Raw genomic sequence first — 24,021 nt, forward strand, 5'->3', positions numbered from 1 at the left:
CGCCCTCGGTTGACGCCACCCCCGCCCACCCCTACCCCACCCCGGCCGCCCCCGAACAAGGATGCCTCCACCGATGCCGAAGCCGCGGATCGCCCTTGATGGCTACAACCTGACCCTGGAGCAGGGCACCGGCATCGCGACCTATGCGCGCAACCTCTCCTTCCAACTCGGCGCCATGGGGGCGGAGGTGGGCGTGCTCTACGGCCAGCGCGCCGCCGCCTCGGGCAAGGACGACCTGCTGCGCGAGGTCACGCTGCTGGACGCCAAGCCGCGCAGCACCCACCCCATCATCCGCGCCATCGATGATTTCCGCCGCGGCATCAGCATCTCGTTCGGCGTCACCGCCACGCCCGTGCCGATCACCGACCGGATCATCCGCCGCGGCATCGAAAGCCGGATTCCCTATGCCGACCGCGCCTGGAACGTGCCGGAGCTGTTCCGCGCCGGCATCCTGGGCTTCGGCCGCGCCGGGCGCTTCGGCAAGGTCACGCTGCCGGACGGCCCGCAGGTGATGCACTGGACCTACCCGCTGCCGCTGAAGGTGGAGGGGGCGAAGAACGTCTACACGATCCACGACCTCGTGCCCCTGCGCATGCCCTACGCCACGCTGGACGTGAAGCGCCGCTTCCTCGGCACCTGCCGGGAGATCCTGGCGAGCGGCGACCATATCGCGACGGTCAGCGAGGCCTCGAAGCGCGACATCATGGACCTGCTGGGCGCGCGCGACGACCAGGTGACCTGCACCTATCAGGCGGTGGAACTGCCCAAGGCCCTGACCGGCAAACCCGAATCCCTGGCGCGGGCCGAGGTGAAGGGCGTCTTCGGCCTCGACTGGCAGCAATACTATTTCTTCTTCGGCGCCATCGAGCCCAAGAAGAACGTCAGCCGGCTGATCGAGGCGCACCTCGCCTCAGGCAGCCCCTACCCGCTCGTGATCTGCGGCCGCCAGGCCTGGCAGTCGAAGCAGGAGCTGGCGCTGCTCTATGAGGACGACCAGCGGGTGATGAACGACCCCGGCCCGCCGGACGGCATCCAGTCGCTCGCGCGCAAGCTGCGCGGCAAGGTCATCATGCTGGAATACGCGCCCTTCCGCCTGCTGGTGAGCCTGATCCGCGGCGCCCGCGCCGTGACCTTCCCCTCGCTCTATGAGGGCTTCGGCCTGCCGGTGCTGGAATCCATGCTGCTCGGCACGCCGGTGATGACCGCCAACCTTGCCTCCCTGCCCGAGGTGGCAGGCGATGCGGCGCTGCTGGTCGATCCCTACGACACCCGCCAGATGGCCGAGGCGATCCAGGCGCTGGACAGCAACGACGCGCTGCGCGCCGAGCTGGCGGCGAAGGGGCCGGTGCAGGCGGCGAAGTTCGACAGCGAGGCCTATGGCAAGCGCCTCAGCGCGCTCTACGCCAAGGTGGGCGTCACGCTGCCGGGCTGAGGAAGCGCCTCACCCCCGGGCGAAGCGCGCCTTGAGCGGAATGGCCGCGAGCGCGAGCGCGGCCAGGCCCAGCAGCGCGCCCAGGATCTGCGGCGTCAGCACGCTGCGCAGCTCGAAGGCGCTGCCCTGGGCCAGCACCTCGCCCAGCCCCGACCCGGCCAGGGAGAAGACGAAGGTGCCCGGCAGGATGCCCAGCGCCGTGGTGGCGACATAGACCGGCAGCCGCACGCCGACGAAGGCGGGCACGAGGTTTACCAGGAAGAAGGGAAACAGCGGCACCAGCCGCAGGACCAGCAGATAGGCCGCGGCATTGCGGCGGATGCCCGCGCCCAGCGCCTGGGCGCGCGGGCCCAGCCGGTCCAGCGCATCGGCGCCGAACAGGCGCTGCGCGAAGAGAAACACCCCCGTCGCCCCCCCCGTGGCGCCCAGCACCGTCAGGCCCGTGCCGAGCACGGGGCCGAAGAGGAATCCCCCCGCCAGGGTCAGGAACACCGCGCCGGGCAGGGAAAAGGCCACCGCCGCGACGTAGAGCGCGACATAGGCGACCGCCGCGACCACCGCATGGGCGCGCACGAAACCGTCCAGCGCCTCCCGGTGCCGGGCCAGGGTCTCGAGCGAAAGCTGCTCGCCCAACCCCGTCGCACGCAGCGCCAGCACCAGGCCGAGCGCCGCAAGGCCGAGCCAGAGGCGGCGGTCGCGCAGGATGCGGGCGAGGCTCACGGCAGATCTCCGGCCAGGGGGGACATCCCTGCGATTCGCCGGGGCCGGGCCTGCGGTAACGCGCCGATCACGCTCATCCTGCCGCGCCGGGCACGATGTTGAGGTAGCGCGCGGCCTCGGGCGGGGCGCTGCCCTGGTGCAGGGCCGCGGCGCGGGCCAGGGCGGCGCGGTCCCAATCGGTCAGGCGCTCGGCCTCGCGCAGATGGTCGGTCCAGCTCTCCACCGCCCAGAGCTCGACCCAGCGCTCGGCATGGGCGATGTCCTCGAACAAGCGCCAGCCCAGCGCGCCGCTGCGCAGCCGCACCTGCCGGCACTCGGCCATGGCGGCCAGGAAGGCCTCGCGGTCGGCGGGGGCGATCTGGTAGCGCACGACCTCCAGCACCTGGCCGGATTTTTCGTTGAGTGCCCCGCGCAGCGCGGCGTCGGCCGGTTCGGGGGCAGGCACCAAAGCGGGGGGCGGCGCGTTCTCGGGGGGCGCCTGCGGCTCGATCGCCAGATGCCGCACGGCCAGCGCGCCAAGCGCGCAGACCGTCCCCGCCGTGCCGAGGGCGAGGCCGAGGCCCAGCGCCTCGCCGGCCCAGCCGCCCAGCGCCGCGCCGGTGGCGAGCGCGCCGAAGGTCGCCAGCTGGTAGATGCCGATGGCGCGCGCGCGCACCCAGGCCGGCACGGCAAGCTGCGCCGAGGCCTGCAGCGTCGAGGCCCCGGCCAGCCAGGACACGCCGTAGAGCAGCATGGCGAGGGCGGCGACCCAGGCGGTGGTGGATTGTCCCAGCAGCACCAGCGCGCCCCCGCCCAGGATCGAGGCGGCGGTGACAGTGCCGCCCCGGTCGAGCCGGCCGCGCAGCAGCGGCATCAGGAAGCCCGCGCCGACCGCGCCCACCCCCATCGCCGCCAGCATCACGCCAAACCATTCGGGGCCGAGGCCAAGCTGCTTGCGCACCAGCAGCGGCAGCAGCCCCCAGACGGCGGCGCCGAACAGGAAGAAGACCACGCCGCGGATCATGGTGGCGCGCAGCACCGGCGAGGCCCGGGCGAAGCCGATGCCCGCCCGCATGGCGGAGAGGAAATGCTCGCGCGGGCCGGTGCGGCGCGTGGGCTCACGCTTCCAGGCCAGCAGCGCGACGATGACGGCCAGGAAGCACAGGGCGTTGAGGGCGAAGGTCGCCTCCGGCCCTGCCCAGGCGACGATCAGCCCGCCGATGGCCGGGCCCACGGCGCGGGTCATGTTGAAGCCGATGCCGTTCAGCACGATGGCCTGGGCGAGATCGGCGCGCGGCACGACCTCGGGCGTGGTGGCGGACCAGGCGGGCGAGTTCATGGCCGTGCCGGCGCCGATGGCGAAGGTCAGCGCGATCAGCCCCCAGGGGCCGAGCGTGCCGGTGAAGGTCAGGATGGCCAGCACCATCCCGCAGGCAGCGACCCAGGCCTGGGCGACGAGCAGGAATTTCCGGCGGTCCACGATGTCGGCCAGGGCGCCGGCCGGCAGGGCGAGCAGGAAGACCGGCAGCAGGCTCGCGACCTGGACCAGCGAGACCATCATCGGCGAGGGGGCGAGCGAGGTCATCAGCCAGCCCGCGCCGGTGTTCTGCATCCACATGCCGGTATTGGCGATGAGGTTGGCGAACCACAGCAGGCGGAAGGCCGGGTGGCGCAAGGGCACGAAGGCGGCGGGCATGCGCATCGGGCGGAGACTGGCAGGCGCCAGCCGGCGCGGGAAGGGCCAATCGCGGCGCCGGCGCAAGACCGGCATCGCGTAATCATCTCAAAAAATATTTTGTTTGTGATTGTCGATGCGTCACTCCATCCCCAGCCTGAGGCCGGCTGGCGGGCGAAGCATCATCAACGCTCTGATTTCACGAATTTCATCGAACCCGACCCCACACCTCAGGGCGCTCCGGGGTTGCCCTCAAAAATGAGAATGGCCGCGAAATCGGGATTTTCTTTGCGAATGGGCATAAAAAAGCGTTGACGCCGGGCTTGTCCAAAATATAGGAATTTCCACGAAGAACCGGATCGACGCCCAGCGTGGCGGGCGCCCCGGGAAAGGAGCCCTCCCATGACCGGCTATGCCTCCATCCACGGCACCGACAGCGACGACCACATCGACACGACCGGCTTCGGCACCCGCCCCGATTTCGTGGACGCCAAGGACGGCAACGACACGATCTCCACCGGCGGCGGCGACGACATCATCTATGCCGGCTCGGGCAAGGATCTGGTCTATGCGGGCTCGGGCAACGACACGATCTATGGCGAGGCCGCGCAGGACACGCTCTATGGCGGCGCCGGCCACGACTACATCGATGGCGGCAACACCAATGACGAGCTCTACGGCGAGTCCGGCAATGACCGCCTGATCGGCGGCCAGGGCGAGGACACGCTGACCGGCGGCATCGGCAACGACACCCTCACCGGCGACGGCTCGGGCGGCTCGCTCAAGGAAGACGTGTTCTACTACGAGAGCAATTTCGGCGATGACATCATCACCGATTTCGACCTCAACAAGGACACGCTGGAGTTCCGCGAGAACATCAACGGCACCAGCATCGACGACCCGTCCGACCTCGCCCCCTACATCACCGAGGTCGGCGGCAATGCCGTGATCTCCTTCCCCAATGGCGACAGCATCACCCTCCAGGGCGTCTCCCGCGACGACCTGCTGGATGGGCTGGATGACGTGGTCAACATCGTCTGACGCAAGGCGGCGGCCCCGCCTCTCCGAGACCCCCAGGGGCGGCCCCGCCGGAAGGCAGGGCCGCCCTTCGCTTTTCCGCCCTTCGCTTTTCGGGGCGCTGGACAGCCCGCGGCACCTCACGCATGTTGCCGGCCGTTCATCTGCCAAAGCCAGGGAAGCACCAGAACATGAAGCAGATCTCGCTGCGCACCGCGCTGGGGGCCGCGGCCCTCGGTGCCTTCATCGCCGCCGCGCCGCTCGGCACCACCGCGCCGCAGGCCACCACCTTCACCTGGGCGACCGCCAACGACATCCTTGGCCTCGACCCGCACGCCAACAACCATGGCGTGACCAACGCCATGAAGAGCAACGTCTATGAGCCGCTGGTGCGGCGCGAGGCGGATGGCTCGCTCTCCCCGGCCCTGGCCGAGCGCTGGGAGCAGGTGAACCCCACCACCTGGCGCTTCCACCTGCGCCGCAACGTCCGCTTCCATGGCGGCGAGCCCTTCACCGCCGCCGATGTCGTGATGTCGGCCGAGCGCGTGCGCCAGAACGACATGGCCTATGTGCTGCAGTCGGTCACCGGCGTCACCGCCATCGACGACCACACGGTGGAGATGGTCACCCGCGGCCCGAACCCGATCCTGCTGCAGGACCTGACGCTGTTCTTCATCATGAACCGCGCCTGGGTGCAGGCCAACAACGCCATGGCCGTGGCGCGTGCCGGCCAGGCGGGGGCGACCAACACCTTCGTCCAGCTCAACACCAACGGCACCGGCCCCTTCCGCGTGACCGAGCGCCTCGCCGATGAGCGCACCGTGCTGGTGCCGAACCCGGAGTGGTGGGGCCAGGCGCAGCACGGCATCACCCGCGCCGTCTTCCGCCCCGTCGCCTCCGCCCCCACGCGCGTCGCCGCCCTGCTCTCCCGCGAGCTGGACGCGATGTACCATGTGCCCCTGCAGGACGTGCAGCGCATCTCCCAGGCGCCGGGCATCCGCCTGATCCAGGGCCCGACGGCGCGCAGCATCTACTTCGCCATGGATGTCTCGCGCCCCGAGAACATGGACGCGCCCGGCACGCCCAACCCGATGCGCGACCCGCGCGTGCGCCGCGCCATGTACCAGGCGATCGACATGGGCACGATCACGCGCGTGATCCTGCGCAACTCGACCATCGCGGCGGGCATCCCCATCGCCCAGGCGATCGGCGGCTTCTCGGCGGCGGCGAATGAGCGCCTGCCCTTCGACCCGGAGGCCTCGCGCCGCCTGCTCGCCGAGGCCGGCTTCCCGAACGGCTTCCGCACCACGCTGAACTGCCCGAACAACCGCTACGTGAACGATGAGGCGATCTGCCAGGCCGCCGTCGGCATGCTGCAGCGCGTGGGCATCCAGGCGCGGCTGAACGCGGTGCCCTTCGGCCGCTTCCTGCAGGGCGGCGGCAATGGCGAGTACCAGTTCTACCTGCTGGGCTGGACCCCGGGCAATTTCGACATGACCAACCCGGGCCGCGAGCTGCTGGGCGAAGGCAGCTTCAACTGGGGCCGCTTCCAGGACGACCAGATGGCCGCCCTGCTGACCCAGATCGCGGTCGAGACCGACCAGGCGCGCCGTCAGGCCCTGGCCGACCAGTACTGGGCGCGCTTCCGCGAACTGCTGCCCATGATCCCGCTGCACCAGGAGCCGCAGATCTTCGGCGTGCGCGACACGGTGGCCGAGCTGCCGCTGCGCGTGCAGGAGGACCTCGAGCTGCGCCACGTCCGCATGCGCCGTTGATCGGGTATTCTTGCGCCCTCAAGCGCCGGGCGGCCGCCTCCGCGGCCTTGGCTCGCCGCATTGGCGGCGGGCGCCGTCCGGCGCCTCGGACGGGTGAATAACCCGTCCGCAATGCCTGATGCTGAAAGGGCCTGTCGCCACGCGGCGACAGGCCCATTTTCTTCCGGTACGCGACCGCCCGCAGGCCTACCCGGCCGCGATCAACTTCACCTTCCGCCCCTCGACGCCCAGCGCCACGCGCCCGGCCTTGAGGTCGAGCGCCGCTTCGCCGAACACATCCCGCCGCCAGCCCTGCAACGCGGGCAGGTCCGTCTCGCCGGCCGCAAGGCGTTCCAGCTCCTCGGTATTGGCCAGCAGGCGGGGGGCGACGCCGTGCTCCTCGCTCTTCGCCGCCAGCAGCACCTTCAGCAGCGCCACCAGGGCCGGCGAGGCGCCCGCGCCGGATTTCTCGCGCGGCGCCTCGGGCAGGGCGGAATCGGGCAGCGCCTTGGCGGCGGCCAGCGCGGCCAGCAGCGACACGCCCGACTTGCCGCGCGCGAAGCCCTCGCTGATGCCGCGCGCGCGGGCGAGGTCGCCGGCCGTCTCGGGCGCCGTGGCGGCCAGTTCCAGCAGCGTCTCATCCTTCACCAGGCGCTGGCGGGGGATGTTCACGCGCTGCGCCTCGCGCTCGCGCCAGGCGGCCAGGGCCCGCAGCATGCCAAGGAAACGCCGGTTATGCGTGCGCGGGCGCAGCTTCTCCCAGGCCGTCTCGGGGTCCTGGCGATAGGTGGCCGGGTCGGCCAGCGCGGCCATCTCCTCCGCCACCCAGCCGGTGCGGCCCTCGCGTTCCAGCTTCGTGGTCAGCCCGACATAGATGCGGCGCAGATGCGTGACATCGGCCGCGGCATAGGCGATCTGCGCGGGCGAAAGCGGGCGCGCCGCCCAGTCGCTGAAGCGGTGCGCCTTGTCGATCTGCGCGTTCGCCAGGGCGCGGGCGAGCTGGTCGTAGCTCACCTGGTCGCCGAAGCCGGCCACGGTGGCGGCGATCTGGGTGTCGTAGATCGGCGTGGGCACGGCGCCGTAGCGCAGCAGGAAGATCTCCACATCCTGCCGCGCGGCGTGGAACACCTTCACCACGGCCGGATCGGCCAGCAACTCGCCAAGCGGGGCAAGGTCGAGGCCCGGCGCCAGGGCATCGACCACCGCGACCTCCTGCTCCCCGGCCAGCTGGATCACGCAGAGTTCGGGCCAGTAGGTCCGCTCGCGCATGAACTCGGTATCGACGGTCACGAAGCGCTCGCTGCGCAGGCGGGCGCAGAGGGCGGCGAGGGCAGCGCTGTCGGCGATCAGGTCGGGCGCCGCATCGGCGTCCGCGGGGCGGCGGTTCATCCGACCCCTTTAGCGAAGCCGCGCCACTCTTGACAGCCCCGGCCCGCTCAGGCGCTTTGCCGGCCACACCTCGGACATTACAGGCCCCCCATGCACGCCTACCGCACCCATACCTGCGGCGCGCTCCGCGCCACCGACGCCGGCAAGACCGTTCGCCTCTCGGGCTGGGTGCACCGCAAGCGCGACCATGGCGGGTTGCTCTTCGTCGATCTGCGCGACCATCACGGGCTGACGCAATGCGTCCTGCCGCAAGGCAGCGAGGCCTTCCGCATCCTCGACACGGCGCGGCCCGAAAGCGTGGTGACCGTGACCGGCGAGGTGGTGCCGCGCGAGGGTGCGACCATCAACGCCAAGCTGCCGACCGGCGAGATCGAGCTGCGCGTGCGCGAGGTGACGGTGCAATCCGCCGCCGAGGTGCTGCCGATCCAGGTGGCGGGCGAGCAGGAATTCCCCGAGGATCTGCGCCTGCGCTACCGCTTCATCGATCTCCGCCGCGAGCGCCAGCACCGCAATTTGATGCTGCGCAGCGCCGTCATCGCCTCGATCCGCCGCCGCATGATCGACCAGGGCTTCACGGAATTCCAGACGCCGATCCTGACCGCGAGCAGCCCCGAAGGGGCGCGCGACTTCCTGGTGCCGGCGCGCAACCATCCCGGCAAGTTCTACGCCCTGCCGCAGGCGCCGCAGCAGTTCAAGCAGCTCTGCATGGTGGCGGGCTTCGACCGCTACTTCCAGATCGCGCCCTGCTTCCGCGACGAAGCCTCCCGCGCCGACCGCTCCCCGGGCGAATTCTACCAGCTCGATTTCGAAATGAGCTTCGTCACGCAGGAGGATGTGTTCGCGGCGATCGAGCCCGTGCTCGCCGGCGTCTTCGAGGAGTTTGCCGACTATTCCGGCACGAAGCGCGCCGTGACCCCCGCGCCCTTCCCGCGCATCCCCTATGACCAGGCGATGCTGGAGTTCGGCTCGGACAAGCCCGATCTGCGCAACCCGATCCGCATCGCCGACGTCACCGCGCATTTCGCCGGCGGCGGCTTCGGCCTGTTTGCCCGCGCCATCGACAAGGGCGCGGTGGTGCGCGCCATCCCCGCGCCCGGCGCGGCCGGCAATCCGCGCAGCTTCTTCGACAAGATGAACGAGTGGGCGCGCGAGGAAGGGGCCGGCGGGCTCGGCTACATCACCTTCGCGAATGGCGAGGCCGGCGGGCCGATCGCCAAGAACCTCGAAGCCGATCGCGTCGCCGCCATCAAGGCCGCCTGCGGCCTCCAGGATGGCGATGCGGTGTTCTTCGCCGCCGACAAGGCCGAGACCGCGGCCAAGCTCGCCGGCAAGGCGCGCACGCGGCTCGGCAATGAGCTCGGCCTGATCGAGGCCGACGCCTACCGCTTCTGCTGGGTCACCGACTTCCCGATGTATGAGCTGAACGAGGAAACCGGACAGATCGATTTCAGCCACAACCCCTTCTCCATGCCGCAGGGGGAGCTGGAGGCGCTGAACACGATGAACCCGCTCGACATCAAGGCCTATCAGTACGACATCGTCTGCAACGGCATCGAACTGAGCTCGGGCGCCATCCGCAACCATCGCCCCGACATCATGCTGCGCGCCTTCGAGATCGCGGGCTATGGCGCGGATGTGGTGGAGGCGCGCTTCGGCGGCATGCTCAACGCCTTCCGCTACGGCGCGCCGCCGCATGGTGGCTCCGCACCGGGCATCGACCGCATCGTCATGCTGCTGGCCGATGAGCCGAACATCCGCGAGGTCATCCTCTTCCCGATGAACCAGCAGGCCGAGGACCTGATGATGGGCGCCCCGGCGGCGGTGGAGCCGGCGCGGCTCAAGGAACTTTCCATCAGGCTGGACCTGCCGCCGGCGAAGAAGGCCACCTAGATACCCCTCATGCGCATCCTCGCCCCCCTCGCCGTCGCCCTCCTCCTGGCCACGCCTGTCGCCGCCCAGCCCGCCCTGAGCGTGCTGCCGGCGCATGGCCTTTCGGCCGAGGCCATCACGGCCGGCATCGGCCGCATGGCGGCGCATCGCGCGGCCTATCGGCTCGATCTCGGTGGCTCGCGCGATGGGGCGATCACGGCGGTGCGCGGCGCCATGGTCTTCGACATCGCCGATGCCTGCGAGGGCTGGGCGACGCGCCAGCGCATGACCATGACGGTCACCGACCGCGACGGCACGGATGTCGAGACCGTCTCCGACTACGCGACCTATGAGGCGAAGGACGGCTCGCGCCTGCGCTTCTCCATCGTGCAGTCCACGCAGGGCTCGGTCAGCTCGCGCGTCGCGGGCGAGGCGGAACTCAAGCCGGATGGCTCGGGCCTGGTGCGCTTCACCGAGCCCGCCGGGCAGGAAGAGACGCTGCCCCCCGGCACGCTGCTGCCGATGCGTCATACCGTCGTCTCGGTGGAGACCGCGCGCGCCGGCCGCCGGCTGCTGGTCTCGCCGCTCTTCGACGGCACCTCGGACGAGGGCGCGCAGGACACCACCACGGTCATCGCCGGCTGGGGCGTGATGCCGGGCGAGCCGCGCTTCCCGATGCTCGCATCCATGCCCTCGGGGCGCATGCGCATCGCCTTCTTCGAGCGCGGCGCGGCGAGTGGCGGCGCCTCCCAGCCGGAATACGAGGTCGGCCTGCGCTACTACGACAATGGCGTGGCTGATGAGCTGGTCATGGATTTCGGCGAATTCTCGGTCACCGGCCGGATGCTGGAACTGACCCCCCTGCCCGGCGGCTGCTGAGCCCCGCCGGCGATCCGCCCGGGGTGCCGCCCGCCATGGCCGCGCAACTGCCCCTGCCGCTCCCGGCCGAGCCTTCCTTCGCGCGGGCGGACCTGATCGAGGATGCCTCGAACGCGCAGGCCCTGGCCTTCCTGGCCACGCCCGAATCCTGGCCGCTGCGGCGGCTCGCGCTGCATGGCGCGGCGGGGGTGGGCAAGACGCATATGCTGCGCGCCTTCACGCCGGGCTGGCGCCGGATCGAAGGCGCGGGGCTGAGCCTGGCCGAGGCCCTGGCCCCCGCCTGCCCCACCGCGCTCGATGACGCCGAGGCCGCGCCCGAGGCGGCGCTGTTCCACCTCATCAACCGCTGCGCGGAGGCCGGCCAGCCCCTGCTGCTCGCCGCGCGCACCCCGCCCGCGCGCTGGCCTACCGCCCTGCCCGACCTCGCCAGCCGGTTGCGCGCCACCACCGCGCTGGGCATCGGCCCGCCGGGCGAGGTGCTGCTGGAGGCGCTGCTGACCAAGCATCTCGCGGACCGGCAGCTGCGGATGGAGCAGCCCGCGCGCGCCTTCCTGCTCGCGCGCCTGCCGCGCCGCGCGGCGGCGGTGGCCGAGGCGGTGGCGCTGCTCGACCAGGCCTCCCTCGCGCAGGGCGCGCCGCTGACGCGCCCCTTCCTGGCCCGCGCCCTGGCCGGGCTGCTGGCGCCGGAGGAGGCGGGTGATGAGGGTTCTGTGACAGCGTCGATCCATCCCTCGCCGCGCCCCCCGGCGCGGGGCTAGACTGCCGGCATGGACGCCCCCGCCCCCATCGCCGCCTCGCCCAACGCCCCCTCGCCCGGTGCCCCCGCGCCCGGTGCCGCCATCGGCGCCGACAGCACGGCGCGCTTCATCAACCGCGAACTCTCCTGGCTCGCCTTCAACACGCGCGTGCTGGAAGAGGCCGCGAACCCGCGCCACCCGCTGCTCGAGCGGCTGCGCTTCGTGGCGATCTCGGCCTCCAACCTCGATGAGTTCTATTCGGTGCGCGTCGCCGGGCTGATCGGGCAGGAACGCGCGGGCATCACGGCCATCTCGCCCGATGGGCTGACGCCCACGCAGCAGCTCGCCGCCATCCATACCGAGGCGCAGGCGCTGATCGCGCTGCAGCAATCCGCCTGGCAGGAACTGCGCGGCCTGCTGCATGAAGCGGGGCTGAGCGTGTGCGACACCGCCGACCTGACCGAGGCGGACCGCGCCTGGCTCGACCAGTGGTTCATGGAGCGCGTCTTCCCCGTGCTCACGCCGCTCGCCGTGGACCCGGCGCATCCCTTCCCCTTCATCGCCAACCTCGCGCTGTGCATGGTGCTGAAGCTGGTGCGCGAGGAGGATGGCGGGACCATGCGCGCCCTGCTGCCCGTGCCGCCGCAGATCGAGCGCTTCATCCGCCTGCCCGCCGTGCCCACCCCGGGCGTGGGCCGCCCGCCGATCCGCTTCGTGATGCTGGAGGATGTGATCACGCTGTTCCTGCAGCGCCTGTTCCCGGGCTTCATCCCGGCCGAGCAGGGGCTGTTCCGCCTGATCCGCGACACCGATGTGGAATTCGAGGAAGAGGCCGAGGATCTGGTTCGCTCCTATGAGAGCGCGCTGAAGCGCCGCCGGCGCGGCCGCGCCATCCGCCTGTCCATCGATGCGCGCATGGCGCCCGACATGATCGAGCTGGTGGCCGATGAGCTGGACGCGGCGCGGCCGGGCATCTTCACGGTGAAGGGTTTCCTCGGCGTCGCCGACCTGAAGCAGCTGATCGTCGATGACCGGCCGGACCTGCTGTTCACGCCCTATGCGCCGCGTTTTCCCGAACGCATCCTCGATTTCGGCGGCGATTGCTTCGCGGCCATCGCGGCGAAGGACATCGTCGTCCACCACCCCTACGAATCCTTCGACGTGGTGGTGCAGTTCCTGCGCCAGGCGGCGCGCGACCCCAATGTGGTGGCGATCAAGCAGACGCTCTATCGCACCTCGCGCGACAGCCCCATCGCCCGCGCCCTGATCGAGGCGGCGGAGGCCGGCAAGTCGGTCACCGCCATGGTCGAGCTGAAGGCGCGCTTCGACGAGGAACGCAACATCGCCCTGTCGCGGGAGCTGGAAGCCGCCGGCGTGCAGGTCGTCTATGGCTTCGTCGAGCTCAAGACGCATGCCAAGATGTCGCTGGTGGTGCGGCGCGAGCGCGATGCGCTGCGCAGCTACGCGCATTTCGGCACCGGCAACTACCACCCGATCACGGCACGCATCTACACGGATCTGAGCTTCTTCACCGCCGATCCTGGCCTCACGCGCGATGCGCAGAAGCTGTTCAACTACATGACCGGCTATGCGCGGCCCGAGACGATGGATGGCCTCGCCTTCGCGCCGCTCACCATCCGCCCCGCGTTGATCGGGCTGATCGAGCGCGAGGCCGCCTTCGCGCGCGAGGGCAAGCCCGCCACCATCTGGCTCAAGATGAACTCGCTGGTGGATGAGCAGATCATCGATGCGCTCTACAAGGCCTCGCAGGCCGGGGTGCGGGTGGAATGCGTGGTGCGCGGCATCTGCTGCCTGCGCCCCGGCGTGCCCGGGCTGAGCGAGAACATCCGCGTGAAGTCGCTGATCGGCCGCTTCCTGGAACACAGCCGCATCTACGCCTTCGGCAACGGCCACAAGCTGCCCTCGCGCAAGGCGCGGGTGTTCATCTCCTCGGCCGACATGATGGCGCGCAACCTCGACTGGCGCGTGGAGACGATGGTGCCGGTGGAGAACCCGACCGTGCACGCGCAGGTGCTGGACCAGATCATGGTGGTGAACCTGCAGGACACGATGCAGAGCTGGGAACTCGGCCCCGACGGCGCCTATCGCCGCATGGATCCGGGCGCGAAGCCGGTCTCCGCGCACGAATACTTCATGACCAACCCCTCACTCTCCGGCCGGGGCAGCGCGCTCAGCCGGCCCGTTCGCAGCAGCAGGCGCACGCGGCAGGATCGCGTGCTGCAGGATTGATCGCTTGGATACGCACGAACACCGCAATGCCCTGATCCCCGGCCCCAGCATCCGCCCGCGCCTTGGCGTGGTGGATCTGGGCTCCAATTCCGTCCGCCTCGTGATCTTCGAGGGGCTGTCGCGCAACCCGCTGACCATCTTCAACGAGAAGGCGGTGCTCGGCCTCGGCCGCGGGCTGCAGAATACCGGGCGGCTGAACGAGGAGGCGATCGGCCCGGCGCTGACCGTGCTCGGCCGCTACGCCGCGGTGGCGCGCGCCATGGGCGCCGACCCGATCGAGATCGTCGCCACCGCCGCGGCGCGTGACGCCGAGAACGGGCCCGATTTCATCGCCGCCATCCGCGACCGCCTGCCCGATATCGGCATCCGCGTGCTGACCGGCCCGGAAGAGGGCGCGCTCTCGGCCGAGGGCGTGCTGCTGGGCTTTCCCGGCGCCGACGGCATCCTGGGCGATCTCGGTGGTGGGTCGCTGGAACTGGTCGAGCTGAACCAGGGCGCGGCCGCGCCGGCGGCCTCCCTGCCGCTGGGCGCCATCCGCCTCGCCGATCGCAGCGGCGGCGACATGCCGCGCGCGCGCGCCATCGCCGAGGCGGAGCTTGCGACCCTGCCCTGGCTGAAGCGGGGCGAGGGGCGCGACCTCTATCTGGTCGGTGGCGCCTGGCGGGCGCTCGCGCGGATGCACATCGCCCAGACCGGCTATCCGCTCTCCATCGTGCACCACTACGTGCTGCGGCGGGAGGAAGCGCGCGACCTGGCCGGCGTGGTGGCCCAGGCGCCGCGCCGGACGCTCGAGCGCATGCCCGGCGCGCCGGCCAAGCGCGTGGGCGACATGGCCTATGCCGCGGTGGTGCTGCGCCGCCTGCTGCGCGCCACCGGGGCGCGGCGCGTGGTGTTCTCGGCGAACGGGCTGCGGGAGGGCTGGTATGCCCGCCTGCTGCCGCCCGAGGTGCGCGAGGAAGACCCGCTGCTGGCCGCCGGGCAGGATCTGGCGCTGCGCTGGGGCCGCGATGCGAGCCTCGCCCCCGCGCTGCTGGCCTGGACCGATGCGATCTTCGAGGAAGAAAGCCGCGAGCAGGCCGCGCTGCGCGCCGCAAGCTGCTGGGTGGCCGACATCGGCAGCCACGACCACCCCGACTACCGCGCCGAGCAGGCCTTCTACCGCGTGCTGCGCCAGCCCGGCGTCGGGCTCGACCATCACCAGCGGGCCTTCCTCGCGCTGGTAGTGGCGCTTCGCTACGAGGCCGAGGCGAATGCGCCCTACCTCGCCACGGCGAAGACGCTGCTGGACGTGCAGGCGGTGCGCCGGGCGGAGCAGCTGGGCGCCGCGTTGCGCCTCGCCTTCACGCTCAGCGGCGGCACGCCCGTGCTGCTGCGCGGCACCGCGCTGCGCCGGCGCGGCGGGGAGATCCAGCTGCGCCTGGTCGAGGGCAGCGGCGTCTTCGCCGGTGAGAGCGTGCAGCGCCGGCTCGATGCGCTCGCCGCCGCGCTGGGGCTGAGTGCCACGGTGGAGGTGGCGGGGGGCTGAGCCCCCTCTTCATCCCCCGGTGCGCGGCGGGTCCAGGTAGAGCGGGCTCTCCAGGTAGCGGCGCAGCCAGTAGCGCGCGATCACGCCGATCGCGGCGGCCATCGGCACGGCCAGCAGCACGCCCAGGAAGCCGAAGGCGACACCACCGGCGAAGAGCGCGAAGATCACCCACACCGCGTGCAACTCCACCCGGTCGCCCAGCAGGCGCGGATAGATCACATAGCCCTCCACCGCCTGGCCCACGAAGAAGATCAGCACCACCAGCAGCACGCCTTCCCAGGTGCCGAACTGCGCGGCGGCCAGCAGCGTGGCGGCGACGAAGCCGGTCAGCGAGCCGACATAGGGGATGAAGCTCAGCACGCCGGTCATCAGCCCCACCGTCAGGCCCAGCTCGAGCCCGATGGCCGAGAGCGCGGCGGCGTAGAACACGCCCAGTATGGCGCAGCACAGCAGCTGCCCGCGCAGCCAGGCGGCCAGCACGCGGTCCGTGTCGCGCCCGAGCTGGCGCAGCACATGGGCGGAGCGCAGCGGCAGCCAGCTCTCGATCCGCCCGATGATGCGCGGCCAGTCGCGCAGCAGGTAGAAGCCCACCACCGGTGTCACGATCAGCAGCGTGAAGACGTTGAACAGCGCCATGCCGCCGCCGATCAGCCGGCCCACGGCGGTGCCGAGGAAGTTCACGATCTGCCCGGCCTGGCGCACGGCGAGGTCGCGCAGCTGCGCATCCACAACCTCCGGCCCGAAGGCCTCCTGCGCCGCTTCCAGCGCCTGGCGCGTCAGCTGGCCGATGCCCGCGACATAGGCCGGCAGGCGCTGCACCAGCACGCCGATCTGGGCGATCAGCAGCGGGTAGAGCAGCAGGATCGCCAGCAGCACCAGCGCGCTCAACGTCAGGATCAGCAGGAAGGCGGCAAGCCCGCGCGGCACGCCGATGCGTGCGAGGCGCTCGGTCGGGGGGTCGAGGAAATAGGCGATGCAGGCGGCCAGCACGAAGGGGGTCAGGATGGCCGAGAACAGCCACAGCGCCGCCAGCAGCACCGCCACCAGCCCGAGCACGAGCGCGAGGCGCTGCGTCGGGGTGGCGTTGCGCGCCACGGGGAGGGGCTCGGCCCGGCGCGCCGGCGCGGCAGCGGGGGGCGTGGACGGCGCGTTGCTCATCGCGGCCGCCGCGCCGCCTGCACGACATAGGCCGCGCCCGAGGCAATGGTCGTGGCACTCACCACCGCCACCATCGCATCCAGCACCCAGGCATCGCCCCACCCATACCCCGCCAGCAGCAGCGCCCCCGCCGCCAGCAGGATCTGCGCCAGCGTATTGACCTTCGAGACCATCAGCGGGCGGATCTGCGGCGGCTCACCCAGCAGGTAGAGCAGCAGCACCCCGCCCACGATCAACAGGTCGCGGAACACGACCAGGATCGCCAGCCAATCCGGGAGCACGCCGATCACGGCGAGGGTGATGTAGGTGCAGACCAGCAAGGCCTTGTCCGCGATCGGATCGAGGATGGCGCCCAGATGCGAGCGCGTGTTGCGCACCCGCGCCAGCCAGCCATCCAGCCCGTCCGAGGCGCCGGCCAGCACGAAGACCCAGAAGGCGAGGTCAAGCCGCCCCTTCAGGATCAGCCACACCGCCGCCGGCACGGCGCAGAGCCGTGCGAGGGTGATGGCATTGGGCAGCGTGAAATGCCCGGAATCCCTGACGGTTCCGGTTCCGACGCGGCGGTCGCGGTCAGCGGCCTCCGGCAAGGCTGAGGCGCCATCCCTCGCCGGGCGGGGCGCCCATCGGTGCCGGGCCGAGCGCGAGGCCGCCCGCGGCCATGTCGGCGGCGGCAGTCGTGGCATCGCTGCGCAGCCCCACGCGCAGCCGCGCCATCTGCCCGCTGATCGTCACCACCTCCACCCCCGCCACCTGGGCCGAGGCCTTGAGCCGGCGGTTCAGTTCGAGCCACTCGCGGAAGGAACCGTAGCGCGCCACGGCATCGACCGTGGCGACGGCAGGTGGGCCGGGCCGGGCGCCGGGCTGGCCTGGCCCCTGTGCCGCCGCCACGGCGGCCTGGCCGCCGGTGATGCGCGCGGGGTTGAAGTTCACCGTGATGCGCCCGGTGTAGCGGTTCGTCGTCACCCGCTCGCTCTCGATGACGATGGATTGCACCAGCGCCTCGATCTGCGAATCGCTGAGATTGGTGGCGAGGCCCATCTGGCTGGCGAGGCGCTCATAGGCCGCGCGCTGGCCGGCGACCAGCGCCCGGTCGCGCGCCACCACGGCGTTCTCGGCGGTGGCCTCGGCCGGCACGTTGCGCTGGATCAGCGGGCTTTCGCCGGCTGCCGGGGGCAGGGCCTGCGCCAGGATCGGGCTGGCGGCGGCGCAGATCAGCCACAGCGACAGCGCGGCGATTGCGGTGGCCGCGCCCCCGTGGTTCTTTCCGCCCCGCGTGCTGACCGGCATCTGACCACCTCGAATTGCTGACAGCCGAATAGCCGATCGGGGCCCGTCATGACCAGCCTGACCTATCGCGACGCCGGTGTGGATATCGAAGCCGGCGATGCGCTGGTGGAGCGCATCAAGCCGCTCGCCCGCGCCACTGACCGCAGCGGCACCATGGGGGGCCTTGGCGGCTTCGGGGCGCTGTTCGACCTGAAGGCCGCCGGGTTCCGCGACCCGATCCTGGTCTCCTCCACCGATGGGGTGGGCACCAAGCTCAAGCTCGCCATCGATTCGGGCATCCATGGCTTCGTCGGCCAGGACCTGGTGGCGATGTGCGTGAACGACCTGGTGGTGCAGGGCGCCGAGCCGCTGTTCTTCCTGGACTACTTCGCCACCGGGAAGCTGGAGGTCGCGCAGGCGGCCGAGGTCGTGGCCGGCATCGCCGAGGGCTGCCGCATCGCCGGCTGCGCCCTGGTGGGCGGCGAGACGGCGGAGATGCCCGGCCTCTACAAGGGTGGCGACTACGACCTTGCCGGCTTCACGGTCGGCGCGGCGGAGCGCGAGGCGCTGCTGCCGCGGCCCGATGTCGGCCCGGGTGACGTGCTGCTGGGCCTGGCGAGCTCGGGCGTGCATTCCAACGGCTTCTCCCTGGTGCGCCGGGTGCTCGCCACCACCACGCTGACGCTGGAAAGTCCCGCCCCCTTCGCGCCCGGCCAGAGCGTGGCGGCCGCGCTGCTGACGCCCACGCGCATCTATGTGAAGCCGGTGCTGGCCCTGCATCGCGCCGGGCTGGTGAAGGCGGCCGCGCACATCACCGGCGGCGGGCTGCCGGGCAACCTGCCGCGCGTGCTGCCCCGGGGCGTGGTCGCCGCGCTCGATGCCCGCGCCTGGGCCGTGCCGCCGGTCTTCGCCTGGCTGGCTGAGGCCGGCAATGTCGCCCCGGAGGAGATGCTGCGCGTGTTCAATTGCGGGCTCGGCATGGTGCTGGTCGTGGCGGCCGGCCAGGCCGAGGCGGCGATGGCGCGCCTCGCCGCCGATGGCGAGAACGTGACCCGCATCGGGGTGCTGGAGGCTGGGGCAGGTGCTGCGGCGGTGCGGGTGGACAACCTCACCGACACCTGGCCGCGCTAGGCAGGGGGCCGCGATGAGCCGACTGCGCACCGCGATCCTGATCTCGGGGCGCGGCAGCAACATGATGGCGCTGCTCGCGGCCGCGGCCGCGGACCCCGCCTACCCGGCGGCGTTCGTTCTGGTCGTCTCGAACCGCGCCGACGCCGCCGGGCTGGCGCATGCCGCGGCACAGGGCATCCCGACCGCCATCGTCGAGAGCCGCGGCCGCAGCCGGGAGGCCTTCGAGGCCGAGTTGCAGGCGGTGCTGGCGGCGCATCGCATCGAACTCGTGGCGCTGGCCGGCTTCATGCGGGTGCTGACCGCCCCCTTCGTCACGCGCTGGCAGGGGCGCATGGTCAACATCCACCCGGCCCTGCTGCCCGAATTCAAGGGGCTGGATACCCATGCGCGCGCGCTGGCGGCCGGCGTGGCCGAGCATGGCTGTACCGTGCACCTCGTCTCGCCGGGGGTGGATGAGGGGCCGATCCTGGCCCAGGCGGCCGTCCCGGTGCTGCCGGGCGACACGGAGGCCAGCCTCGCCGCCCGCGTGCTGGCCGAGGAGCACCGTCTCTACCCGGCCGCGCTGGCCCGCCTTGCGACCACCCTTGCCCGGGACCCCGGCGCTGCCTAGAAACGGCGGGCAAGGTTTCCGAACAGAGGACAGACATGGCTGAACATGCCGCGGGCCCGATCGAACTGGTCGAGGTGAAGGCCGAGGACATCATGGAGGAGCGCCAGGGCTTCTACGACAGCTTCATGGATGGCTCGAAATGGGCCATCGTCGGCGTCGTTGTGCTGCTGGTGCTGATGGGCATCTTCCTGGTCTGATCCGGCCGGGAAGGCACAAAAAAAGGCCGCTTCCCGCGTGGGAAGCGGCCTTTTTCGCGTGGGTTCGCCTCAGCCGACGATCTCGGTGCCCGAGAAGAAATAGGCGATCTCGATCGCGGCATTCTCCGCGCTGTCGGAGCCATGCACCGAATTCGCCTCGATGCTCTCGGCGAACATCTTGCGGATCGTGCCCTCGGCGGCGTTGGCCGGGTTGGTCGCGCCCATCAGGTCGCGGTTCTTCTGCACCGCGTTCTCACCCTCGAGCACCTGCACGACGACGGGGCCGGAGACCATGAAGTCCACCAGGTCGTTGTAGAAGGGGCGGGCGGCATGCACCTCGTAGAACTTCTTGGCATGCGCGCGGCTCATCCAGACGCGCTTCTGAGCGACGATGCGCAGGCCATTCTTCTCGAACACCGCGTTGATGGCGCCGGTGAGGTTCCGGCGCGTGGCGTCGGGCTTGATGATGCTGAAGGTGCGCTCGATGGCCATGTCTGTGTTCCTGCTGTGCAACTGCGTGCGGTGCCGCGCCGGATAGGCGGGACCGGCCCGGCGCGCAAGCCCTTGCGGCCGCGCAGCGCCCTCTGTCAGTGTCTGGTAACGAAACTGGGGAGGATCGACGATGCGCCTCGCCATGCTGCTGGTGCTGGGCCTTCTTGTTGGGGCCTGCCGCCCCGGCTTCGAGACCCTGCGCCCTGCCGCTGGCGGCAGGCCTTCGATTGAAGCGCAGATCGTCCGACCGGAGGGTCCCGGGCCGTTTCCTGTCGTGGTTATCCTGCATGGCTGCGGCGGCCCGCGGCTCAACGGGCCGATGTGGGCGGGTTGGTTCCGCGAGGCCGGCTTCATGTCGGCCATCCCGGATCAGTACGGCCCCCATGGGGTGGGCCAGCAATGCACCGTGATCCACCCGCGGATGAACATTTCCTCCGTTCGCCTGCGGGACACGCACGACCTCATTCGGATCCTGCAGGCCCGGCCCGACGTGCAGCCTGACCGAATCTTCGTCATGGGCTTCTCGGGCGGGCACTACCTGACCGCGGTGGTGATGAGCGACCATTGGGATCTGCTCGCGCCGAATGACGGCAGCACGCCGCTGCCGCGTCCGCGCGCGGGCATCGCGGTATACGGCCTGTGCCTCGGCCTCTCGGCGCGGTTGCACGGGCCCCTGCTCTTCGTGCTGGCCGGGGCGGATGATTGGACGCCCCCAGAGGATTGCCAGCGCTATGTCACGCATGGCTGGCGATCCGGCCCGCAACCGCGCGTGCTGCTGCTTGAGGGCGCACCGCACGGCTTCGATGAGCCCGAGCACCTCAGCGTCCGTTTCAATCCACAGTTCTACAACCCCAGCAGCCCCACGATGTTCGGCGCCACGACGGGGCCCGATCCTGCCGCGACCCGGCGCGCGCGCGCCGCCGTGCTCGCTTTCCTCAACGAACATCGCTGACGCGAAGCCCGAAGGCGCGCTACAAGCCCGCCCCATGACCGTGCTCACCATCCGCAACCTGACCATCCGCGTCGGCGCCCGCGCGCTGATCGAGAATGCCGATTTCACCCTCGATACCGGGCGCAAGATCGGCCTTGTCGGGCGCAACGGCGCGGGCAAGTCCACCATGCTCAAGACCATCACGGGCGAGTTGCAGCCCGATGGCGGCGATGTGCGGCTCGCGGCGCGTGCGAAGCTCGGCATTGTGGCGCAGGAGGCCCCGGGAGGGGAGACCAGCCTGCTCGAGAGCGTGCTGGAAGCCGACCTCGAACGGGCATCCCTGCTGAAGGAGCTGGAGCAGCACGGCCAGGATCACCGCGCCGCGGAGATCCATGAACGCCTGATCGCCATCCGCGCCGATGCCGCGCCCGCCCGTGCGGCCGTGATCCTGGCGGGCTTGGGGTTCGATGCGGAGGCGCAGGCCCGCCCGCTTTCCTCCTGGTCGGGGGGGTGGCGCATGCGCGTGGCCCTCGCCCGCGCGCTCTTCGCGGAACCCGATCTGCTGCTGCTGGATGAGCCGACCAACCACCTGGATCTCGAGGCGACGATCTGGCTGGAAAGCTGGCTGGCGAAATTCCCCGGCGCGGCCATCGTCGTCAGCCATGATCGCGGGCTGCTCGACCGCGCGGTGGATGGCATCGTCCATCTCGACCAGCGCAAGCTGACCTTCTACCCCGGGAATTACGAGAATTTCGTGCGGGTGCGCACCGAGCGCGCGGCGCAGCAGGAGAGCCAGCGCGCCAAGATCGCCGCGCAGCGGGCCCACATGCAGGCCTTCGTGGACCGCTTCAAGGCCAAGGCCAGCAAGGCGCGCCAGGCGCAGTCGCGCATCAAGGCGCTGGCGAAGCTGCCGGTGATCGAAGCGGTGGTGGAGGATGCCTCGAGCTCCTTCGCCTTCCCCGCGCCGGAACAGCTCGCGCCCCCGGTGCTGGCGCTGGAACACGCCGCGGTGGGCTATGGCGGGGCGCCGGTGCTGTCCAACCTCGACCTGCGGCTCGACCAGGAAGATCGGATCGCGCTGCTCGGCGCGAATGGCAACGGCAAATCCACCCTGGCGAAGCTGATCGCCGGGCGGCTCACCGCGCAGCGCGGCACCATGAAGCGCTCGCCCAAGCTGCGCGTGGGCTTCTTCGCCCAGCACCAGAGCGAGGATCTGGACGCCGATGGCACGCCGCTGTCGCACATGCTGGCCGCCCTGCCCCACGCCACGCCGGCCCAGGCGCGCAGCCAGCTCGCGCGCTTCGGCCTGACCGCCGAGCGCGCCGAGACGCCGGTGCGCAACTGCTCGGGCGGGGAGAAGGCGCGGCTGCTGCTGGCGCTCTGCACGCGCGACGCGCCGCATCTGCTGATCCTCGATGAGCCCACCAACCATCTCGACATCGATGCGCGCGAGGCGCTGGTGCGCGCGCTGGCGGATTTCGAGGGCGCGGTGCTGCTGATCACCCATGACCCGCATCTGGTCGAGCTGGTGGCGGACCGGCTCTGGCTTGTGGCGGACGGCACGGTGAAGCCCTTCGAGGGCGACATGGAGGAATATCGGGACTTCCTGCTGGAACGCGCCCGCGCCGCCGCGCGCGGCGAGGAGCCGGCGCAGGCCGGCAAGGCCGGGGCGGAGCGGCGCGAGAAGGCGCTGACGCGCCAGCAGCTCGCCCCCCTCAAGGCGCGGGTGAAGGAGATCGAGAAGCAGATCGAGCGCCTGACGCTCGAGAATGCGCTGATCGAGAAGCGCCTCGCGGATCCCGAGACCTATGCGAAGCGCAAGGCCGAGGACATCGCCTGGGCGAATACGCGCCGCACCGTCATAGCGCGCTCCATCGCCACGCTGGAAGACGAGTGGCTCAGCCTCACCGAGCAGTTGGACGCGGCGTAAGCGCGGCGACGTCCAGCGCCTCTTCCGTCAGGGTGCGGCGCATGAAGGTGGGCCAGAGGGCGCGCCCGGTGGCGGGTTCGGCCTGGACGGGGTCCATCGGGGCCTTGGGCTTCATCAGGATCGCTTCGGTGGGCGGCTCGACGTGCAGATCGGTGTCCATGGCCTTAACCCCGCATGATCTCCTTGACAGGAAGCATAGGTGTTGCCGGGGCGGCGTTGCAACTTATGAGTGTGCGCCGCAGCACGACCGCAGGGCCGTCAGGGCCGGCGGAACAGCTTCGCCGCGGAGATGGCGAGGATGAGGCCCAGCCCCGCCTTCAGCGCGCTGCCCGGCGCGTAAGGCAGCAGCGCCGCGCCCAGCAGCGCGCCGGCCACCGAGCCGATCGACATCGGCAGCGCCACGGCCCTCAGCGCCCCGCCATGGCGATAGGCGCCCTGGCGATGGAAGCGCAGCACGCCGACCGCCACCGTCGGCAGGCTGATCAGCAGGCTCGCCGTGCCGGCGGTGCGCACATCGGCCCCGAAGGCCAGCATCATGGTGGGGATGATGAACTCGCCCCCCGCCACGCCCAGCAGCGAGCTGATCAGGCCGATGCCCAGCCCCGCCGCCACGCCGACCGCGAGCCGCCACGGGCCCTGCGGCACCCCGGCCCCGGTCTCGAGCCCGAAGAGGGCCTCCGTGAGCAGGATCAGCGCGATCAGCGCCAGCAGCGCGGCGATCACGCGGGTCAGGAAGGCGGCGCTGAGCCGCGCCAGCAATCCGGTGCCGAACCAGGCCGCCAAGACCGCACCCGCGGTCACGGCGAGGATCTCGGGCAGCAGGGGCGCCAGATCGGGGAAGCGGGCGAGGCCGAGCCGCGCCACCGCCGCGGCCGTCACCGTCGCCAGGCTCACCAGCAGGTTCAGCCGCACCGCCTGATGCACCGGCAGCAGGAAGAGGCCGAGCAGCAGGGGCAGGCGGAACTCCGCACCGCCCAGCCCGATCAGCCCGCCCAGGACCCCGACCGCCGCACCGCAGACAAAGGCCAGCGCGGCGCGGGTGGGAGGGCGCTGTATATCGTCGTGCATAACGGCAGGCTA

The 24,021-nt window shown here is 71.0% G+C and carries 22 protein-coding genes; 13 read left to right on the forward strand and 9 right to left on the reverse strand.

The genetic code is table 11. The features are described 5' to 3' along the window. Positions 1 to 73: 73 nt before the first annotated feature. Complete coding sequence (locus AC2D9U_RS17775; RefSeq protein WP_484751536.1) at positions 74 to 1,432, forward strand: glycosyltransferase family 4 protein; 1,359 nt, start codon at positions 74 to 76, stop codon at positions 1,430 to 1,432. Between the two features lie 9 nt (positions 1,433 to 1,441). On the opposite strand, the gene AC2D9U_RS17780 is transcribed toward AC2D9U_RS17775, so the two are convergent. Further along, complete coding sequence (locus AC2D9U_RS17780) at positions 1,442 to 2,152, reverse strand: TVP38/TMEM64 family protein (protein ID WP_484751537.1); 711 nt, start codon at positions 2,150 to 2,152, stop codon at positions 1,442 to 1,444. A 73-nt stretch (positions 2,153 to 2,225) separates the two neighbouring features. Beyond that, positions 2,226 to 3,833: an MFS transporter gene (locus AC2D9U_RS17785; RefSeq protein WP_484751538.1), complete on the reverse strand. Its 1,608-nt coding sequence runs from the start codon at positions 3,831 to 3,833 to the stop codon at positions 2,226 to 2,228. 375 nt (positions 3,834 to 4,208) lie between these two features. Here AC2D9U_RS17785 and AC2D9U_RS17790 point away from each other — a divergent pair, with 375 nt between their 5' ends. Together AC2D9U_RS17790 and AC2D9U_RS17795 are read left to right on the forward strand one after the other, a co-directional pair. Continuing rightward, complete coding sequence (locus tag AC2D9U_RS17790; protein ID WP_484751539.1) at positions 4,209 to 4,847, forward strand: calcium-binding protein; 639 nt, start codon at positions 4,209 to 4,211, stop codon at positions 4,845 to 4,847. Between the two features lie 167 nt (positions 4,848 to 5,014). Then, positions 5,015 to 6,598, forward strand: coding sequence for an ABC transporter substrate-binding protein (locus AC2D9U_RS17795; RefSeq protein ID WP_484751540.1), 1,584 nt, complete (start codon positions 5,015 to 5,017; stop codon positions 6,596 to 6,598). Positions 6,599 to 6,784: 186 nt separating this feature from the next. On the opposite strand, the gene rnd is transcribed toward AC2D9U_RS17795, so the two are convergent. Further along, complete coding sequence (rnd, locus tag AC2D9U_RS17800; protein WP_484751541.1) at positions 6,785 to 7,966, reverse strand: ribonuclease D; 1,182 nt, start codon at positions 7,964 to 7,966, stop codon at positions 6,785 to 6,787. Between the two features lie 90 nt (positions 7,967 to 8,056). Here rnd and aspS point away from each other — a divergent pair, with 90 nt between their 5' ends. The 5 genes from aspS to AC2D9U_RS17825 are packed head-to-tail and all read left to right on the forward strand — an operon-like array spanning position 8,057 to position 15,226. Further along, complete coding sequence (gene aspS, locus AC2D9U_RS17805; protein ID WP_484751542.1) at positions 8,057 to 9,856, forward strand: aspartate--tRNA ligase; 1,800 nt, start codon at positions 8,057 to 8,059, stop codon at positions 9,854 to 9,856. A 9-nt stretch (positions 9,857 to 9,865) separates the two neighbouring features. Continuing rightward, positions 9,866 to 10,714, forward strand: a complete 849-nt coding sequence (locus AC2D9U_RS17810) for a cell envelope integrity EipB family protein (RefSeq protein ID WP_484751543.1) — start codon at positions 9,866 to 9,868, stop codon at positions 10,712 to 10,714. A 35-nt stretch (positions 10,715 to 10,749) separates the two neighbouring features. Continuing rightward, the gene (locus AC2D9U_RS17815) at positions 10,750 to 11,472 is read left to right on the forward strand and encodes an HdaA/DnaA family protein (protein WP_484751544.1); all 723 of its coding nucleotides are present in this window, start codon (positions 10,750 to 10,752) and stop codon (positions 11,470 to 11,472) included. A gap of 9 nt (positions 11,473 to 11,481) precedes the next feature. After that, on the forward strand, positions 11,482 to 13,701 hold the full coding sequence (locus AC2D9U_RS17820; RefSeq protein ID WP_484751545.1) for an RNA degradosome polyphosphate kinase: 2,220 nt from the start codon (positions 11,482 to 11,484) through the stop codon (positions 13,699 to 13,701). A gap of 4 nt (positions 13,702 to 13,705) precedes the next feature. Then, positions 13,706 to 15,226 carry a Ppx/GppA phosphatase family protein gene (locus AC2D9U_RS17825; protein ID WP_484751546.1) on the forward strand — a complete coding sequence of 507 codons (1,521 nt, stop codon included), beginning with the start codon at positions 13,706 to 13,708 and terminating at the stop codon, positions 15,224 to 15,226. Positions 15,227 to 15,235: 9 nt separating this feature from the next. On the opposite strand, the gene AC2D9U_RS17830 is transcribed toward AC2D9U_RS17825, so the two are convergent. The 3 genes from AC2D9U_RS17830 to AC2D9U_RS17840 are packed head-to-tail and all read right to left on the reverse strand — an operon-like array spanning position 15,236 to position 17,671. Then, complete coding sequence (locus AC2D9U_RS17830) at positions 15,236 to 16,384, reverse strand: AI-2E family transporter (RefSeq protein WP_484751547.1); 1,149 nt, start codon at positions 16,382 to 16,384, stop codon at positions 15,236 to 15,238. Continuing rightward, entirely contained in the window at positions 16,381 to 16,971 is a 591-nt protein-coding gene (locus tag AC2D9U_RS17835) for a CDP-alcohol phosphatidyltransferase family protein (protein ID WP_484751548.1), read from the reverse strand. The genes AC2D9U_RS17830 and AC2D9U_RS17835 overlap by 4 nt, the downstream gene beginning before the upstream one ends. Continuing rightward, positions 16,955 to 17,671, reverse strand: a complete 717-nt coding sequence (locus tag AC2D9U_RS17840) for a hypothetical protein (RefSeq protein WP_484751549.1) — start codon at positions 17,669 to 17,671, stop codon at positions 16,955 to 16,957. The genes AC2D9U_RS17835 and AC2D9U_RS17840 overlap by 17 nt, the downstream gene beginning before the upstream one ends. A 48-nt stretch (positions 17,672 to 17,719) precedes the next feature. Between AC2D9U_RS17840 and purM the strand changes: the two genes are divergently transcribed. Genes purM through AC2D9U_RS17855 form a run of 3 tightly spaced genes read left to right on the forward strand, consistent with a single transcriptional unit; the run spans position 17,720 to position 19,588 of the window. Continuing rightward, complete coding sequence (gene purM, locus AC2D9U_RS17845; protein ID WP_484751550.1) at positions 17,720 to 18,781, forward strand: phosphoribosylformylglycinamidine cyclo-ligase; 1,062 nt, start codon at positions 17,720 to 17,722, stop codon at positions 18,779 to 18,781. Between the two features lie 13 nt (positions 18,782 to 18,794). Next, the gene (purN, locus tag AC2D9U_RS17850) at positions 18,795 to 19,391 is read left to right on the forward strand and encodes a phosphoribosylglycinamide formyltransferase (RefSeq protein WP_484751551.1); all 597 of its coding nucleotides are present in this window, start codon (positions 18,795 to 18,797) and stop codon (positions 19,389 to 19,391) included. A gap of 35 nt (positions 19,392 to 19,426) precedes the next feature. Further along, on the forward strand, positions 19,427 to 19,588 hold the full coding sequence (locus tag AC2D9U_RS17855) for an aa3-type cytochrome c oxidase subunit IV (RefSeq protein WP_484751552.1): 162 nt from the start codon (positions 19,427 to 19,429) through the stop codon (positions 19,586 to 19,588). A 69-nt stretch (positions 19,589 to 19,657) separates the two neighbouring features. On the opposite strand, the gene ndk is transcribed toward AC2D9U_RS17855, so the two are convergent. Continuing rightward, on the reverse strand, positions 19,658 to 20,080 hold the full coding sequence (gene ndk / locus AC2D9U_RS17860; protein WP_484751553.1) for a nucleoside-diphosphate kinase: 423 nt from the start codon (positions 20,078 to 20,080) through the stop codon (positions 19,658 to 19,660). 142 nt (positions 20,081 to 20,222) lie between these two features. Between ndk and AC2D9U_RS17865 the strand changes: the two genes are divergently transcribed. Together AC2D9U_RS17865 and AC2D9U_RS17870 are read left to right on the forward strand one after the other, a co-directional pair. Further along, on the forward strand, positions 20,223 to 21,032 hold the full coding sequence (locus AC2D9U_RS17865; RefSeq protein WP_484751554.1) for a dienelactone hydrolase family protein: 810 nt from the start codon (positions 20,223 to 20,225) through the stop codon (positions 21,030 to 21,032). A gap of 34 nt (positions 21,033 to 21,066) precedes the next feature. Then, positions 21,067 to 22,941, forward strand: a complete 1,875-nt coding sequence (locus AC2D9U_RS17870) for an ABC-F family ATP-binding cassette domain-containing protein (protein ID WP_484751555.1) — start codon at positions 21,067 to 21,069, stop codon at positions 22,939 to 22,941. On the opposite strand, the gene AC2D9U_RS17875 is transcribed toward AC2D9U_RS17870, so the two are convergent. Together AC2D9U_RS17875 and AC2D9U_RS17880 are read right to left on the reverse strand one after the other, a co-directional pair. Further along, on the reverse strand, positions 22,916 to 23,101 hold the full coding sequence (locus AC2D9U_RS17875; protein ID WP_484751556.1) for a hypothetical protein: 186 nt from the start codon (positions 23,099 to 23,101) through the stop codon (positions 22,916 to 22,918). The two genes, AC2D9U_RS17870 and AC2D9U_RS17875, sit on opposite strands and share 26 nt — an antisense overlap. Before the next feature lie 98 nt (positions 23,102 to 23,199). Then, positions 23,200 to 24,009, reverse strand: a complete 810-nt coding sequence (locus AC2D9U_RS17880) for a TSUP family transporter (protein ID WP_484751557.1) — start codon at positions 24,007 to 24,009, stop codon at positions 23,200 to 23,202. Between the last annotated feature and the right edge of the window lie 12 nt (positions 24,010 to 24,021).

It is taken from the genome of Roseomonas sp. TF40, assembly GCF_057219975.1.

Bases quoted from the DNA above. Each gene is read 5' to 3' on its own strand.
- AC2D9U_RS17865 (WP_484751554.1), top strand. From the start codon at position 20,223: ATGCTGCTGGTGCTGGGCCTTCTTGTTGGGGCCTGCCGCCCCGGCTTC.
- AC2D9U_RS17795 (WP_484751540.1), top strand. From the start codon at position 5,015: ATGAAGCAGATCTCGCTGCGCACCGCGCTGGGGGCCGCGGCCCTCGGT.
- purM (WP_484751550.1), top strand. From the start codon at position 17,720: ATGACCAGCCTGACCTATCGCGACGCCGGTGTGGATATCGAAGCCGGC.
- AC2D9U_RS17880 (WP_484751557.1), bottom strand. From the start codon at position 24,009: ATGCACGACGATATACAGCGCCCTCCCACCCGCGCCGCGCTGGCCTTT.
- AC2D9U_RS17855 (WP_484751552.1), top strand. From the start codon at position 19,427: ATGGCTGAACATGCCGCGGGCCCGATCGAACTGGTCGAGGTGAAGGCC.
- AC2D9U_RS17830 (WP_484751547.1), bottom strand. From the start codon at position 16,384: ATGAGCAACGCGCCGTCCACGCCCCCCGCTGCCGCGCCGGCGCGCCGG.
- AC2D9U_RS17820 (WP_484751545.1), top strand. From the start codon at position 11,482: ATGGACGCCCCCGCCCCCATCGCCGCCTCGCCCAACGCCCCCTCGCCC.
- AC2D9U_RS17790 (WP_484751539.1), top strand. From the start codon at position 4,209: ATGACCGGCTATGCCTCCATCCACGGCACCGACAGCGACGACCACATC.
- AC2D9U_RS17810 (WP_484751543.1), top strand. From the start codon at position 9,866: ATGCGCATCCTCGCCCCCCTCGCCGTCGCCCTCCTCCTGGCCACGCCT.
- rnd (WP_484751541.1), bottom strand. From the start codon at position 7,966: ATGAACCGCCGCCCCGCGGACGCCGATGCGGCGCCCGACCTGATCGCC.
- AC2D9U_RS17775 (WP_484751536.1), top strand. From the start codon at position 74: ATGCCGAAGCCGCGGATCGCCCTTGATGGCTACAACCTGACCCTGGAG.
- purN (WP_484751551.1), top strand. From the start codon at position 18,795: ATGAGCCGACTGCGCACCGCGATCCTGATCTCGGGGCGCGGCAGCAAC.
- AC2D9U_RS17870 (WP_484751555.1), top strand. From the start codon at position 21,067: ATGACCGTGCTCACCATCCGCAACCTGACCATCCGCGTCGGCGCCCGC.
- AC2D9U_RS17785 (WP_484751538.1), bottom strand. From the start codon at position 3,833: ATGCGCATGCCCGCCGCCTTCGTGCCCTTGCGCCACCCGGCCTTCCGC.
- ndk (WP_484751553.1), bottom strand. From the start codon at position 20,080: ATGGCCATCGAGCGCACCTTCAGCATCATCAAGCCCGACGCCACGCGC.
- AC2D9U_RS17875 (WP_484751556.1), bottom strand. From the start codon at position 23,101: ATGGACACCGATCTGCACGTCGAGCCGCCCACCGAAGCGATCCTGATG.
- AC2D9U_RS17840 (WP_484751549.1), bottom strand. From the start codon at position 17,671: ATGCCGGTCAGCACGCGGGGCGGAAAGAACCACGGGGGCGCGGCCACC.
- aspS (WP_484751542.1), top strand. From the start codon at position 8,057: ATGCACGCCTACCGCACCCATACCTGCGGCGCGCTCCGCGCCACCGAC.
- AC2D9U_RS17815 (WP_484751544.1), top strand. From the start codon at position 10,750: ATGGCCGCGCAACTGCCCCTGCCGCTCCCGGCCGAGCCTTCCTTCGCG.